Here is a 16969-nt window from a genome sequence, read left to right on the forward strand (position 1 = left end):
AAGGAAAACGTCTTCAAGGCAGGGTGAAAATCCCGACCGGCTGTTTGAGTCAGCAACCCACTTATGTGGCTGAACCTAAAGGTACCGATAGTTATAGTCTAGATGAAAGAAGACAGATTTAGTAAAGATACTACATTCAGATATTTCTCTATTAGGTCTGCCGCTTGGGGCGCAGACCTTTTTATTTGGAGGAATTTTTATGACACATGCAAGAAGTAGTTTAGGTAAGACACTGGCATCAGTGATGATTGCGGTAATTGCGTTTATCGTTATGAAGTTTGAATTTCCATTAATTCCAGCATTTCCATTTTTAAAGATGGACTTTTCAGATGCTGTTTTGTTAATTGGGACTGTCTTATTTGGACCGATTGCTGGTGTTGCTATGGCTTTCATCAAGGTTTTTATCAGTTTAGCCATGAGTGGCTTCAACATTATTTCCTTAGTTGGTCAAATTGCGGCTTTTGTTGCCAGTGTATTTTATGTTTTGCCAATTTACTTTATTACTAAAAAAGATCCTGAAAAGTTTTTAACCCAAGTTTTGGCAGTGGTAGTGGCAACTATTTCATTAACTGTAATTATGTCAATCGCAAATGTTGCACTTTTAATGCCAATGTATGCTAAGTTTGCTAACTTTAACTTCCCACCAACTTATATTCTCTATGGAGTAGTTCCATTTAACATCTTAAAGGGAATCATTAACGGAATTTTAGCAGTAGTTGTGATTAAGTTGGTCTTACCACAATTAGAAAATTTTGTTTCAAAGAGATTTTGATATTTCAAGATTTTAAGAGCTTTCTTTTTAAGAAGGCTCTTTTTTCGTCTTTTAAAATTTCTAGCTTATGATAAAATGAGTAGACGAAAGCAATTGGAAGGGGACTCTATGAAGAATTCAGAACCTAAAGGGCCATACGAACATTTTAAACGCCCAAACGCACCAAGAGCAGGTAAGAAGCCTAGTCTCATTAGTTTTAATTATCATAAATTAGCAATTATTTTGATTGTGGTTTTAATTGCTTGTGTACCTGTCTACTTATTTTTAAATAATCAAAGTAAACAGGATGCTTCTTTAGCCACTCCAGAAAAAGTAACTTCATCTACTGAGTCAAGTTCAAGTAGTAGTTCAAAATCAGTTAAAAAAGCCAGCACAAGTAGTAAAAAGACTCAAGTTAGTCAATCTAGTCAAGTAAATAATGTTAGTCAAAGTAGCAAGACTAATACTACTAACACTACTAATAACACCACAAATAATGCCACTACTAGTTCAGCATCTACGAAGTCAAGCTCAAGTTATACTGTTAAATCTGGTGATACTCTCTCAGAAATTGCAAATTCACATAATATGACAGTTTCCCAATTACAAGAGTTGAATAATTTGACTTCTTCAGATTCAATTCAAGCTGGACAAGTCTTGAAGTTAAAATAATTGGAAAGGAAAATAGAGACCTGAGTCTCTTTTTTGTTGTGATAATATGCAAGTTGCAATTGATGGACCAGCCTCAGCTGGAAAAAGTACCGTAGCGAAAATAGTCGCTAATAAACTTAACTTTATTTATATTGATACTGGTGCAATGTATCGAGCTTGTACCTTAATTGCTAAAGAAAATGGTATTGATTATGGGGATGAAAGCAAAATTTTAACCGCAATTGATCAAAATCCAATTGAATTGAAGTCAGTTGATGGTGCTCAAAAAGTTTTTGTGGCTGATAAAGATGTATCTTTAGCAATTAGAACACCGGAAATTACTGCTAACGTCTCACAAGTTAGTGCCTTGCCTGGTGTACGTGAAAAAATGGTTAGTCTGCAACGTCATATGGCGGGTAAGACTGATGTTATTATGGATGGACGTGATATCGGTACAACTGTCTTGCCAAATGCAGAAGTTAAGATTTTCTTAGTTGCTAGTGCCCATTCAAGGGCGCAAAGACGGTTACTTGATTATGCTGAAAAGGGCATTCATGAAGATTTAGCTAAAATTGAGCATGATATTGAAGTCCGTGACTATAAGGATTCGCACCGGAAGATTTCACCACTTAAAAAGGCTGCCGATGCGATTGAATTGGATACTACCAATATGACAATTGAAGAAGTTACGGCAGCTATTATGGCTAAAATATTAGAAAAAAGAGCCAAATAGAAAACTTTTTAGATAAATTTTGAAAAAAAGAGCCGAAAAGGTGGAAAAATATCATGGTTTCATTTAAAATTATACATGATATTGGGAGGTATTTATGTCAGATAACAGTAATCAATTTTTAGATGCTTTAAAAGAAATGCAAGGCGTTGAAGTTGGAAACATTGTAGACGTTGAAGTTTTAAGTGTTGAAGACGGCCAAATTGCAGTTGGTGTTCAAAATGCAGGTGTTGAAGGTGTAATCACTCGTCGTGAATTTACTAATGATCGTAACGCAGATCTCCACGACTTGGTTAAACCAGGTGATACTTTCAAGGCTTTAGTATTGAGAAGAGCCGGTGGCGATAAGGAAAACGGTGAATTCTTCTTCTCCGTAACTCGCCTTAAGGAAAGAGAAGCATTCGACAAGTTACAAAAAGACTTTGAAGCAGGCAATGCTATCGAAGGTACTGTAACTAATGCAGTTCGTGGTGGTTTAATCGTTGATGTTGGTACTAGAGGTTTCTTACCAGCTTCACTTATTTCTAACCACTTTGTTTCAGATCTTAAGCCTTACATTGGTAAGAGCATTAAGGTTAAGATCACTGAAATTGATCCTAACAAGAACCGCTTAATCCTTTCACACAAGGAATTAATCGAAGAAGAACGTGAAGAAGCATTCGAAACTGTTGCTTCACAACTTGTTGCTGGTGACATCGTTGAAGGTAAGGTTTCTCGTTTGACTAACTTTGGTGCCTTTGTTGATGTTGGTGGTGTTGACGGTTTAGTTCACATTTCAGAAATTTCATACAAGCATATTGACAAGCCAAGCGATGTATTGAAGGCTGGTCAAGATGTTAAGGTTAAGGTCATCGGTATCGATGATGATAGACACCGCATCTCCCTTTCAATCAAGCAAACTGAACCATCACCATTTGAACAAGCTACTAGTGAATTAGCTGAAGGTGATGTTGTTGAAGGTGAAGTTAAGTCATTAACTTCATTCGGTGCTTTTGTTGAAGTTGCTGACGGAATCCAAGGTTTGGTTCACGTTTCAGAAATTTCAAACAAGCGTGTTGAAAAGCCTAGCGATGTATTAAAGGTTGGCGACAAGGTTAAGGTTAAGGTATTGAACATTAACAACGACGAAAGAAGAATTTCTCTTTCAATCAAGCAAGCCAACCCAGCAGCTGAAGGCGAAGAAAGTCGTCCACGTCGTAATGCTTCACGCAACGACTCAGCAGCTAAGAAGTACATGAGCGACAACAACGATAATGGTTTTGCTCTTGGCGACATCATTGGTGACCAATTGAAAGACCGTCAATAATGATGAAAAAAGCCGACTATGTCGGTTTTTTTTATATCCAGATTTAGAAAGGGTGATTAGATGGTTTTACCAACTGTTGCGATTGTCGGACAACCTAATGTTGGAAAGTCAACTTTATTTAACCGTATTATTAATCAAAGGCTAGCTATTGTTGAAGACCGTCCAGGTGTGACGCGTGACCGAAATTATGCTAAAGCAAGTTGGTTAGGACACGACTTTAACGTGATTGACACTGGTGGTATCACATGGGAAGGTGGCCGAATCGAAGACGAAATCCGGGCACAAGCTGATATTGCTATGGAAGAAAGTGACGTTATTGTTATGGTTACTAGCGTGGCTTTGCATTTAACTGATTTGGATGAGCGGATTGCCCAAATGCTTTATCGTGCTGACAAACCAGTTTTATTAGCAGTTAATAAGGCAGATAATCCGGAACAAAGAGCTGATATTTATGAATTTTATAGTTTAGGCTTGGGAGATCCAATTCCAATTTCTTCATCTCATGGTACTGGGATTGGTGATTTGTTAGATGCTGTTGTCGAAAACTTCCCCCCAGAAAGTGATAACAAAGATAGCGATGAGATTGCTTTTAGTGTAATTGGTCGTCCTAATGTTGGTAAGTCTTCAATTATTAACGCCTTACTTGGTGAAAACCGGGTAATTGTTGCTAATGAAGAAGGTACTACTAGGGATGCCATTGATACGCCATTTTCTACAGAAGATGGTACCCACTTTAAGATGATTGATACTGCCGGAATTAGACGCCGGGGTAAGGTGTATGAAAAGACTGAAAAATACTCTGTTTTGCGGGCTTTGAGCGCTATTCAGCGAAGTGATGTCGTTTTACTAGTTCTTGATGCAAGTACTGGAATTCGTGAGCAAGATAAGCACGTTGCTGGTTATGCCCATGATGAAGGTAAGGGTGTCATTATTGTTGTTAACAAGTGGGATTTGCCTAAAAAGGACTCTAATTCAGCTAAGGACTTTACTGCTGTTATTAGAAATGAATTCCAATACCTTGATTATGCACCGGTAATTTTTGTTTCTGCTAAAACGCATCAGAACTTGAATCAATTGCCAAAATTAATCAAAGAAGTTAACTACAATCAAAGCCAAAGAATTCAATCTAGTGTCTTGAATGATATGCTTTTAGAAGCTTCAAAATTAGTTCCAGCTCCATTAATTAAGGGAAAACGGCTACGGGTATACTACATGACACAAGTGGCAACCACACCACCTACTTTTGTGGTCTTTGTCAATGATCCAGAATTGATGCACTTTTCATATAAACGTTTCTTGATTAACCAACTACGTGATAACTTCAATTTCACTGGAACGCCAATCAAGATTCTGCCTAGAAAGCGAAAATAACAAGTTAGTTTTTTGTGGTTTCTATTTGTATCTAGCAAGTAGACATATTTTGACAATTTTTATAAAAAACCTTGTTATGATAAGGTTTTTGTGCTATTTTTAATTTCAGGAACAATGATTAGTAGTAAATCATTCTTTCTAATTTCTTTTTTTGAGGAATTAAGTCTGAACTCTTTTGAGTTTAAGCTTAGGAGGTGAAAATTATGGCAAACAAAGCAGAATTAGTAGCAGAAGTTGCTTCAAAGACTAAGCTTACTAAGAAGGATGTTGCAGCAACTGTTGACGCAGTTTTCGCATCAATCCAAGAAGAACTTGCTAAGGGTGAAAAGGTTCAATTAATCGGCTTTGGTACTTTCGAAGTACGTAACCGTGCAGCTCGTAAGGGTCGTAACCCACAAACTGGTGTTGAAATCGAAATCCCTGCAAGCAAGGTTCCAGCATTTAAGCCAGGTAAGGCTCTTAAGGATGCTGTTAAGTAATCTTACTAAAAGAAGTTCCAGGTTCTGTACCTGGGCTTTTTTTATAACTCAAGAAATTAAGAGGAGAGCAGATGTCTTATTCAGAAAAATTACTTGATGCAATAGAAAATCATGATTTTTCACAAACAAATATTTTATTAAAACAAGCATTAGATCAGGATGAGCCTGAAATTTTAGCTTCACTTGCTGATAACTTAACTGATATGGGCTTTACTGACTACAGTAAGGATGTCTATCGCGCCTTAATTGCTAAATATCCCGAAGAAGATTTGTTTAAGGTTTACTTGGCTGAAATCTTATTAAATGATGGTAGTGAAGACGATGCCTTAAGCTTGCTCTATGATATTAGTCCTGATAGCGATGCTTACCTAGATAGCTTATTGGTACAAGCTGATTACTACCAATCAATGGGCTTAATTGAGACTGCGGAAGCTAAATTAAAGGCTGCCCACGAATTAGCACCAGATGAAGACGCAATTATCTTTGGCCTAGCTGAATTAGCATACTCAGCTGGTAAAAATGAACTTGCCTTAGCACATTACCAAGACTTGATTAAGCGACAAGATTATTTTGGCGAAGTTAACTTAAATGAAAGAATTATTGCCTGCTTAGCTAAACTTGGACGTTATGAAGAAGCTAGTGACATGATTCTTGCTAAAGGAGATAGCTTAATCGATATTGATGCCCGCTATCAAGCAGGACTTGTGTTATTAAGTACTGGCAAATTCAAAAAAGCAATTGAATACTTGCAAGGCGTACTTGAACAGGCACCAGATTATGTCAATGCTTATCCATTATTAGCCCAAGCATACGAAGAAAATGGTGACGATGAATTAGCACTTGAAACTGCACAAAAAGGATTGACTTATAATGAATATGATGAAACCTTATATGCACTTTTGGGTCGCGTTGCCAGCAAGCTAGGTAAGTATGACTTAGCTGAAGAAATGCTCGTTAAGGGCTTGAAATACGCTCCAGATAACAATGATTTACGTATTCAGTTATCTAACCTTTACCTTTACCTCAAAAAAGATCAGGAAAACTTGGACTTGTTTGCGGATACTGACGATGAAAATCTTGAACCACAAGCAAGATGGAATATTGCAGTCTCACTTTATCGCTTAGAAGACTATGACAAGTCACGTCAAGAATTCTTATTGGCTTACCCTAACTTCCAAACTAACCCTGACTTTTTGAAAGATATGATTTATCTCTTTATTGCTCAGGGAGAAAATGATGTCCTCAAGGATTTATTAGACAAATATCTCGCTATTAATCCAACAGATGAAGAAATGGTAGAATTGCGAGAGCAACTATAACTCCACATAATATAGATGTAATTCCTATATGTGGAGTTATTTTTTTGTGTTATAATACTACAGTTACTAGCGTATGCTTAACGTTTTACTTAGATTGAAAGGATAGTTAACTTAAATGAGAGTTTCTAAAAATAATTTGAAACACCGGTTAGATCAAGAAGCTAATCGTGTTCAACATTTTAGTATTAGAAAATTAAGTATAGGAGCAGCTTCTGTTTTATTATCAACATCACTATATTTGGGAGTTAATAGTGGTCATATGGTAAAAGCAGATACTACTTCTGAATCTTCAACAGAACAAAGTGGCTCAGGTAGTTCAACTACTTCTGATACCCAAGATACAAACGCATCATCTACCGAAGTGAGTTCAAGTGATAAGGCAGTGGCTACTACAAGTTCACAAGTAGCAACTAATTCAGATAGTGCTGAAAAGGTAAGTACAGATAGTGCCACTCAAAGCGCAAACGAAAAGACTACTGAAAAGTCAAATGCAAGTGCAACTACATCTACTTTAGACGTATCAAGCTCAAAAAACACTACTAATTCAGCTTCAACTTTAGCTGATAGCAAGGTTGCAAATACTAATGCATTAGAATCAAATGATGCGGCTTTTACAGCTGATAAAACTACCATTGGTAATGATGGAACAAGCAAGGGTATTACTTTAAGCTTAAATCTTACTGCTAAAGCCGGAGATGTAATTACAATCAAGATTCCAAAAAGTAGTGCTTACAAAATAGGTACTGACGACTTTGAATCCTTAAATGGTACCGGTACCACCACTTTTGATGATAGCAGTGATTCCGGCTACTATATAATTACTGATAAAATCACTCAAGATGGAGCACAATTTACGCAACGAATTAATTTGTCACCATTAAGTAACTTTACTGGACAACCATTGAATGGTAACAAAGCAATAAATCCAATTACTGATGTTGGTACTAAAGAGTTACAAGCTTCATTGACAATTGTGGATAAAAATGGGGTTCAAATTGGATCAAAGACTATTAACTACCAATCCATCATTAGTCCACAAATGCATCCATCATTTTCTCGTAAGCCTACTTCTACTGGAGTACCATCAGTTTTGCCAAAGACAAATTACACTTACTACTTAAAAGTTGGTGAAGTTAACGGGCTTCAAGATAGTACTACTGCTCAATCTACGTTAATTAATTCAGCCGTTAACTATGGGGCAACCATTACAATTCCAGTTCCAGAGGGATTTGTCTTAGATCAAACTGCTACTAATGATAAGAATAACTTTGCTGATGGCACAACTATCACTCAAAGTGGTAATGTGATTACAATTACAGTACCAAAGGGTGCAGGTAATCAACATTTCCAAAGTACAAATCCGGATGGATATGCCATTGTAGGTTACTATAATGTGGATCAACCTGAAGAAGATACTACCATCAAGGCATCAGGAGATATTACTATTACTCAAAAAGTTGATGCTAATGGTACTTTACTTACTTCAAGCTTACCAGCATGGACAGAAACTATTCGTGGTGCTAAGAATACAAGTGTATATGGTGACTTTGGCTCTTCAGCAGCTTCTAATTCAACTTCTGGGGAATTGTTAATTGATGGTGATCCAGGAAGAATCGCTAGCTTTGGCTTTACCAATAATACTGCCATTGCCTTAAGTAAAGCTGAATTTACTATTAAGATGGCTGATGGCCTTTTGACTACGTCAATTGCAACTCCAGCTAAGTCAGCTGATTTAGAAGGCTTAACTAGCTACACTTATACCGCAACCTACACTGATGGCACTACTTCAACTGGTAGTGTAGACGCAGGTGGTACAGTTACAGCTGAAAATGGCAAATATATCAGTCAAATTGTCTTTAATCCTAATTATGTTCCTGCAGGTGCAAATGCTCAGGCATCATATTATGATACTAATAAGCTTCAGTTTGTCGCTTATGGTACTGTGAGCACAAAATATAAAAACGGAACAGTAACTAAGGCAGGAGATAAGTTAGTTTCATCTATTACTGTTACTAGTCCAGAAATCAAGAATAAAGATAATGCCCAAGTTTTTAATACAAGTGCTGCTACTAACGTTTTAATTGATCAATCTGGTTTAACTACAAGTAACAACTTCTATTTATATCAGAATAACCAAAAAGCTTCATCAAATGCTGGTTTTGTAGCAACTTATAATTCTGGTGCTTCCAAGACTGTTAACTATGCCAAAAACCCTATTATTTATTATGTCTTGCCAGAAGGGACCATATTTAATGGGACTCTTAAGAATGTTCAGGGTAATCCAAAATTCTCTACTTTTTGGGTAGGAAACCAGCAAGTCATTAAATTTGACTATACTGGAACTAACTTTAAGTACGATACTACTCAGACCACTAACTGGGCTTACCTTTCAATCTTACCTACTGTAACTAGTGGTACTTATCCAATTGTTGCATATATGACTACCAGCACAGGGATGAATTCAACAAGTAATCCAGCTGTATCTACTATCCAAGGCTTCAATAGTGCCTTTACTGAAGGTAATGTTGACAATACTTACCAAATTGGTAAGCAAACTTGGACAATTAACTTAGCTAGTGAAATTTATCCTGCTGGTCTTGCTAAAGGAAATAAGGATACTAACTATTCAAGTACTGGTACTTCTGATGATAAGGGAAGTACTGAATTAAATTACGAAGTTGAAGTAGTCAATGGTACTAAGGATGCCCAATCTGCAACAGCAACAGATGTCAACCTTTATGTCAACTTGCCAACCGAAGTCAACTTTAAGTTAACTGGTCCTATTAGTAGTAACAACAATGGTGAAACTATTCTCTACAGTACTACTGCAGTTACTTTGGGAACTTCTACTCAGCCAGATACAAGTAATTGGCTAACAGCTGATCAAGTGACTGATTGGTCAACAATTAAAGCTTTTGCAATCAAGATTCCTAAGATTAGTGCTAATAGTAACAGTGGTTTGTATAAAGTTACTGGTATTGATTCTAACTTAGCTGCTGATGCAGGTAAGACCGCATACCTTGAATTTGAAAGTTATCACGGAAATGATGATGTACCATCTGTTGTTCAAAAGGGCGCAGATTCATTTGCTCCTGCAATTACTATTTCAGGCACTTCAACTATCAAGACTGCACTTAAATATACTGATGCTGATGGTCAAACTCATACTGTAAACTTGAACTACACTAAGCAATACCAAGATAATTCATCAACTATGAGTTATAGCGATTTCCCAAGTGCAATTTCTGGTTTCAGTAGTGAAGACCAAGCTACTATCAATGCTTTAATTGCTAAGGGCTACAAGTTTGTTCCATTAAGTGATACTAATAACACTATCTTGGATAACGGTGGTAAAACTTGGCAATCTGATTCGACTAATAATCCAGATGGCAGTGCAGCTTGGGGTAGTCAAGTTAAGTACTACTTCGATGGTGATACTGTAGTTTACAAATTAGAACACAATACAGTTGATGTAACACCAAACGATGGTAAATCTTCAACTGACAAGATTCCAAATTCAGAAAAGAACTATCCTGATGGTGTTACTAACCAGGACTTAACTAAGACTGTTACTCGTACGATTAATATCTACGATAAAGATGGCAAGACTATTGTTAATACCATTAAGCAAGATGTTAAGTTCAAGAGAACTGCCCACATTGATGCCGTAACTGGTAAGATTACTGGCTACAGTGACTACTCAAGCTTTGATGACAACAATGGTCAATATAGTGAACAAAGCTTTGATACACCAGCAGGTTACACAAGTCACGTTACCTACACCAACTTGAAGTCAACTGAAGATGGTGTTACTGCAGTTAAGAGTGAATCAGCTTTGGTTAACAAAGTGCCAACTGATGAAACTGTTGATGTCACTTTTACACCAAATAAGGAAAGTGTAAATGTTAGATATGAAACTGCTGATGGTAAGACATTAGCTGACTCAGATACCTTAACTGGTGATTACGGAACTAACTACACCACCAGTGCAAAGCCAGTTAAAGGTTATACTTTAAAGACAACTCCAGCTAATGCTACTGGCACTTACAGCACAAAGAATGATGATGTTGTTTACATTTACGCACCAGATACTGAAACAGTAAATGTTAAGTACGTAGATGCAAACGGCAAGGAAATAGCATTATCAGACAGTAAGAGCGGTGACTACGGTACCACTTACACTACCAGTGCGAAGACTATTGACGGTTACCACTTAACTAATACTCCATCAAATGCCACTGGAACTTTCACCACTACTAACGATGACGTTGTTTATACTTACGCTCCAGATAAGCAACAAATCACCATTGTTGTTACTGACAGTTCAACTGGTGAAAAGGTTAATGTGTCAATTCCAACTGACGTTGCAACTACCACATTTACTGGTGACTCTAATAGTGATGTTCCATCTAACGTAACTACTAATGTTGACAAGGTTAAGGAATACTTGAAGTCTAAGGGCTACACAGTTCCTGAAACTATCACAATTCCTACTACCTTTGACAGTACTCCAAATGGCACTTCAGAGACTGATGCTAACCCGCAAACAATTACTATCGAAGTTGGTCATAACCACACAGCAACTGACAAGACTATCACTAAGACCATTACTTACAAGACTGATGAAGGTGATAGTGTTGCAGATAACTACACTCAATCAGTAACTATTCATAAGGACACTGATGATGTAACTGGTAATTCAACTTACACTGTTGATGGCAAGACTCTTGAAAATGGTAAAACTACTTTAGGTTCACAAAGCTTGCCTTCAAAACCTGGTTACTACGCTTCAACAGTTCCAGAAGGAGCAACTAGTGATTCAACTGTAAGTTTTGATTCCGACAATGTAAATGTAAACGTAGTTTACAAAAAGCTTGGTAAGATCATTCCAGTTGACGAAAAGGGTAACCCAATCCCAGGAGCAGATACTCCAACTTATAGCAACAACAGTGATGATCCAACAAAGGCTGGTGATACAACTACACCGACAGTTCCAGGTTACACAGCAAGTAAGACTACTGTTCCTGGTAGTGAAATCACTAACCCGGGTGAAGATACTAAGGTAACTTATACTGCAAATCCTCAAACTATCACTATCAAGTACGTTGATGATGACAACAAGGGCGCGCAAGTAGGCACTGACCAATCAGTACCTGGTAAGACTGGTGAAACAGTAACTCCAACTTACACTATTCCAGAAGGCTACGATTACGTATCTGGTAAAGTTGATAGTCACACTATGACTGCTGACGATAATACTGTTATTACCGTTCACTTGAAGCACCATCACACTACAGCTGACAAGAAAATCACTAAGACCATCACTTACAAGACAGATGAAGGTGATAGTGTTGCACCAGATTACACTCAATCAGTAACTATTCATAAGGACACTGATGACGTAACTGGCAAGCCAACTTACACTGTCGATGGTAAGACTCTTGAAAATGGTCAAACTACTTTAGGTTCACAAAGCTTGCCTTCCAAAGATGGCTACTACGCTGCAAATGTTCCAGAAGGCGCAACTAGTGACTCAACTGTAAGTTTTGATTCCGACAATGTGAATGTAAACGTAGTTTACAAAAAGCTTGGTAAGATTATCCCAGTTGACGAAAGTGGCAACCCAATCCCAGGAGCAGACACTCCAACTTACAACAACAGTGATGATCCAACTAAGCCTGGTGATACTACCACACCAACAGTACCGGGTTACACCGCAAGTAAGACAACTGTTCCAAGTAGTGATATCACTAACCCTGGTGACAATACACCGGTAACTTACACACCAAATACTCAAACTATTAAGGTGGTTGTAACTGATTCAACTACTGGCAAGACAATTACTGTCGATGTTCCAACTAGCTTTAACGGCAAGAGTGACGAAAAGGTCGGTACAGATGTTACTGATGGTGTCCAAAATGTTGTTAATACTTTGAAGAAGCTTGGTTACACAATCACTAATCAAGGTGAAACTCCAACTAGTTTTGACCACAGTCAAAATGAAAGTGCAGATTCTGACAATAACCCTCAAGTAATTAACATCACTGTTGGTCATAACCACACAGCAACTGACAAGACTATCACTAAGACCATTACTTACAAGACTGATGAAGGTGATAGTGTTGCAGATAACTACACTCAATCAGTAACTATTCATAAGGACACTGATGATGCAACTGGCACTTCAACTTACTCAGTCGATGGCAAGACTCTTGAAAATGGTACTACTACTTTAGGTTCACAAAGCTTACCTTCAAAGGCAGGTTACTTTGCAGCAACAGTTCAAGAAGGAGCAACTAGTGATTCAACTGTAAGTTTTGATTCCGACAATGTAAATGTAAACGTAGTTTACAAAAAGCTTGGTAAGATCATTCCAGTTGACGAAAAGGGTAACCCAATCCCAGGAGCAGATACTCCAACTTATAGCAACAACAGTGATGATCCAACAAAGGCTGGTGATACAACTACACCGACAGTTCCAGGTTACACAGCAAGTAAGACTACTGTTCCTGGTAGTGAAATCACTAACCCAGGTGAAGATACTAAGGTAACTTACACTGCAAATCCTAAGACCACTAACATTGTCTTCAAGGATCAAGACAATAACAATGAAGTGGTTAAGACTGTTCCAGTAGATGGTCATACTTCAGAAACTGTTAATGTTGATGGAACTAAGACCACTATTCCTGATGGTTACGAATTAGTTCCTGGCAATACTGTTCCACCTACTATTACTTTTGCTGGTGGAAATGAAACAACTCCAGATACAGTTGTTTACCTCAAGCACAAGACAACAACAGTTACACCAGATACTGATACCACTAAGACTTTGCCAGATAATCCAAAGAAGAATTATCCAACTACTGAAGTTTTAACTAAGACAGTTACTAGAACAATCAACGTTCACAACACTGATGGCTCTGTAACTACTGAACCTCAACAAGTTAAGTTCACTAGAACTGCAACAGTTGATGAAGTAACAGGTGAAGTAACTAACTACAGCGATTGGACTGTTGATACTAGTGATAGCAAGCCTTCAGAATTTGAAGCATACAACTACACAACTCCATCTGGTTACACTAGCAAGGTTGCTTACAACACTACTGAAGACAAGGCTCAAGCTGGTAATGGTACTGTTGCTAAGGCCGACGCAAGCATTACAACTGATGGTAAGACCACTCCAGTTGAAGGTGGAACCGTTGATGTATACTTCGTTCCTGAAAAGCAAACTATTACTGTTACTGTAACTGATCAAGATGGAAATCCTGTTGTAATTCCAACTGATATTCCAACAATCTTTAACGGAACTACTAACAGTGAGGTTGGTACTGATGTAACTGATGGTGTAACTAACATCACTACTTACTTAACTCAGCACGGTTATGAAGTAACTAAGCAATCAGAAACACCAAAGAACTTTGATGATACTGATAACACTGGTAAAGATAGTGATCAAACTCCACAAAATATCTCAATCACTGTAAAGCACAAGACTGTGGATGTAACACCTGACAAGCCAAAGACAACTACTGATAACTTGCCAGATAACCCTGATACTAAGTACCCATCAGGCGTAACTGAAACTGACCTTAACAAGACAATCACTAGAACTATTGTCGAAGTAGATCCTGTAACTGGTGAAAAGAAGACAGTTGCCACTCAACCAGTACACTACACTAGAACTGCAACAGTTGACGAAGTAACTGGCAAGGTAATTTACACTGACTGGGCTACAACTGATAAGTGGGATGCATACACTCCAACTAACAAGCCTGGTTACACACCAAGTCAAGACAAGGTTGACGAATCAACACCATCAGTTGATGATTCAGACCAAACCGTAACTATTACTTACAGTGCAAACCCAACCAATACTACTGTTGTCTTCGTTGATGATAATGATGGTGGTAAGACTGTTAAGACAGTTACAGTTAACGGTACAACTGGTGGAACTACACCACTTTCAGATGATGAACAAAAGATTCCAGATGGTTATGAATTAGTTCCAGGTAACACCGTACCAACTGAAATTAAGTTCAATAATGATGGTAGTCAAACACCAAGTACGACTGTTCACTTGAAGCACAAGACTACAACAGTAACTCCAGACAGTCCTAAGACTACCAACGACACCTTACCAGACAACCCTGACAAGAAGTATCCATCAGGTGTATCTGAAACAGACCTTAACAAGACAATCACTAGAACAATTGTCGAGGTTGATCCATTAACTGGTGAACATAAGACTGTAGCAACTCAAACTGTTAAGTACACTAGAACTGCAACAGTTGATGAAGTAAACGGCAAGGTAATTTACACTGACTGGGCTACAACTGACAACACTTGGCCAGAATACACTGCAAGTAAGAAGACTTTCTTCACTCCGTCTCAAGAAAAGGTATCTAGTCAAGAAGTTCCAGTAACTGGTACAGATACTACTGTAACTATCACTTACACCTTGAACCCAGATGGTGATCCAAGCTTTAACTTCTTCTTCTACGATGGTGGAGATTCTAGTGAAAAGCCAATCATCAGCGGTAAGATTCCAGTTAAGGTTGTTGATGGTAAGGTTGTAATTGATACTGACAAGATTAAGACCATGATTCCAAAGGGTTATGAACTTATTCCTGGCAAGACAATTCCAACTGATCCGGCTAGTCTAGAAAAGACTTCAGATGGTACTTATAAGTTGCCAATTCCACTTCAACACAAGACTGTGGATGTAACACCAGACAAGCCTGCCAAACCTGGTGACAAGTTACCTGATAACCCAGATAAGACATACCCAGATGGTGTTGAAACTACTAAGACAGTTACTAGAACAATCAACGTTCACAAGCCAGACGGCACTACTGAAACTACTAAACAAACAGTAACTTTCACTAGAACTGTGACTGTTGATGAAGTAACTGGCAAGGTTGTTAAGACTACCGACTGGACTTCAACTAACCCAGATTACCCAGAATACACTGTACCGGCTGTTGACGGCTACACTCCAAGTCAAACTACAGTTGAAAAGGTAACACCAAAAGCTTCTGACAATGATTCAACTGTTGACGTAACATACACTGGCAACGTTCAAACTATCAAGGTAGTTGTAACTGACAAGACTACTGGTAAGGAAGTTACTGTTGATGTACCAACTACTTTCGACGGCACAAGTGATAGCAAGACTGGTAAAGATGTTACTGACGGTGTTGAAAAGATTAAGGATTACTTGAAAAAGAAGGGTTACTCAGTCCCAGACAAGATTGATATTCCATCTACTTTTGACCACAGTCAAAACAAGGACTCAAAGACTGACGATCACCCTCAAGTAATTAACATTAGCGTGGATCACACTTACTCATCTTCAACTGAAAGTAAGACTGTCACTAGAACCATTAAGGTTGTTACTCCAGATGGCAAGACTACAGAAACAAAACAAACTGTAACTTATACCAGAACAGTAACTACTGATAATGTAACTGGTCAATCAACTACAACTAACTGGTCAACAACTGATAAGTGGAGTAGTTTCACCACACCAACTATTCCTGGCTACACACCTAGCCAAAGTAAGGTTGATGAAAAGACTCCAGCTGTTGATGACAAGGATGAAACTATTACCATCACTTACACTAAGAATGCTAGTCCAGTTAACCCAGTTAAGCCGGTTAACCCAGTTAAGCCAAATAAGCCAACTGATAAGGACAAGTCAAATAAACATCAGACAAATAACAAACAAGTTGTTCCTAACAACTCTGGTAAGTCAGACGTAAAGGTTACTAAGAAGACTAACGCAAATAGCGGAAGTAGAAAGTTAGCTAACCAAGATAAATTACCTCAAACAGGTAATAAGGCCGAAGCACTTACCGGTTTAGGGCTAGCTGGTTTAGCATTAGCTGGCTTGTTAATGTTTGGTGCTAAGAAGCGTAAGGATGACTAATTAAATATTCAAATGAAAAAGACTCGAAGAAATTCGAGCCTTTTTTTCTTGGATATTTTTCAAAAAAATAAAAAAATATTTGGATGATTAAATTAGATAATTTTTTAGAAGGTGTTATTTAATAAAACTCGAAAATTCATAAAATGTTCGAAAAAGCAAGCGCGATTAGATAAAAAAGAATACAAGTTAAAATATTAAACCTTGTTATCTCAACACTTTTGGATGGTCAGAAAATGTTACATATTTTTTTGTGCAATTATGAATAAAATAACATTTTCTTGAATTAGTAATTTGCCCATAAAATTAAAAAAATTTTTTTGAATATATTTTGTTATTTATAGTTTTTATTAAACATATTCATATTAAAAGTATTACAATAATATTGTATGGATATCATTATCCTTATATAGGTTTTGATCTTAGGAGGTTTAAAT

8 protein-coding genes and 1 riboswitch are annotated in these 16969 nt (G+C 37.5%); all 8 genes read left to right on the plus strand.

Going from position 1 to position 16969, the window contains the following annotated elements; genetic code table 11:
• Nucleotides 1-5: 5 nt before the first annotated feature.
• A riboswitch (FMN riboswitch) is annotated at nucleotides 6-118 on the plus strand.
• Nucleotides 119-199: 81 nt separating this feature from the next.
• Nucleotides 200-772, plus strand: coding sequence for an ECF transporter S component (locus tag H628_RS0105455; RefSeq protein ID WP_027825542.1), 573 nt, complete (start codon nucleotides 200-202; stop codon nucleotides 770-772).
• 108 nt (nucleotides 773-880) lie between these two features.
• Nucleotides 881-1423 carry a LysM peptidoglycan-binding domain-containing protein gene (locus H628_RS0105460; protein WP_027825543.1) on the plus strand — a complete coding sequence of 181 codons (543 nt, stop codon included), beginning with the start codon at nucleotides 881-883 and terminating at the stop codon, nucleotides 1421-1423.
• 46 nt (nucleotides 1424-1469) lie between these two features.
• Nucleotides 1470-2135: a (d)CMP kinase gene (gene cmk, locus H628_RS0105465; RefSeq protein WP_027825544.1), complete on the plus strand. Its 666-nt coding sequence runs from the start codon at nucleotides 1470-1472 to the stop codon at nucleotides 2133-2135.
• A gap of 94 nt (nucleotides 2136-2229) precedes the next feature.
• Nucleotides 2230-3438 (plus strand): 30S ribosomal protein S1, encoded by a 1209-nt coding sequence (gene rpsA, locus H628_RS0105470; RefSeq protein ID WP_027825545.1) that lies wholly within the window; start codon nucleotides 2230-2232, stop codon nucleotides 3436-3438.
• Between the two features lie 60 nt (nucleotides 3439-3498).
• Nucleotides 3499-4809, plus strand: a complete 1311-nt coding sequence (gene der, locus H628_RS0105475; RefSeq protein WP_027825546.1) for a ribosome biogenesis GTPase Der — start codon at nucleotides 3499-3501, stop codon at nucleotides 4807-4809.
• 203 nt (nucleotides 4810-5012) lie between these two features.
• Nucleotides 5013-5288: an HU family DNA-binding protein gene (locus H628_RS0105480; protein ID WP_027825547.1), complete on the plus strand. Its 276-nt coding sequence runs from the start codon at nucleotides 5013-5015 to the stop codon at nucleotides 5286-5288.
• A gap of 71 nt (nucleotides 5289-5359) precedes the next feature.
• The gene (locus H628_RS0105485) at nucleotides 5360-6607 is read left to right on the plus strand and encodes a tetratricopeptide repeat protein (RefSeq protein ID WP_027825548.1); all 1248 of its coding nucleotides are present in this window, start codon (nucleotides 5360-5362) and stop codon (nucleotides 6605-6607) included.
• 115 nt (nucleotides 6608-6722) lie between these two features.
• Nucleotides 6723-16535: a mucin-binding protein gene (locus H628_RS0105490; protein WP_081662457.1), complete on the plus strand. Its 9813-nt coding sequence runs from the start codon at nucleotides 6723-6725 to the stop codon at nucleotides 16533-16535.
• Nucleotides 16536-16969: the final 434 nt, after the last annotated feature.

The organism is Lactobacillus psittaci DSM 15354 (genome assembly GCF_000425905.1).
Lineage (GTDB): Bacteria > Bacillota > Bacilli > Lactobacillales > Lactobacillaceae > Lactobacillus > Lactobacillus psittaci.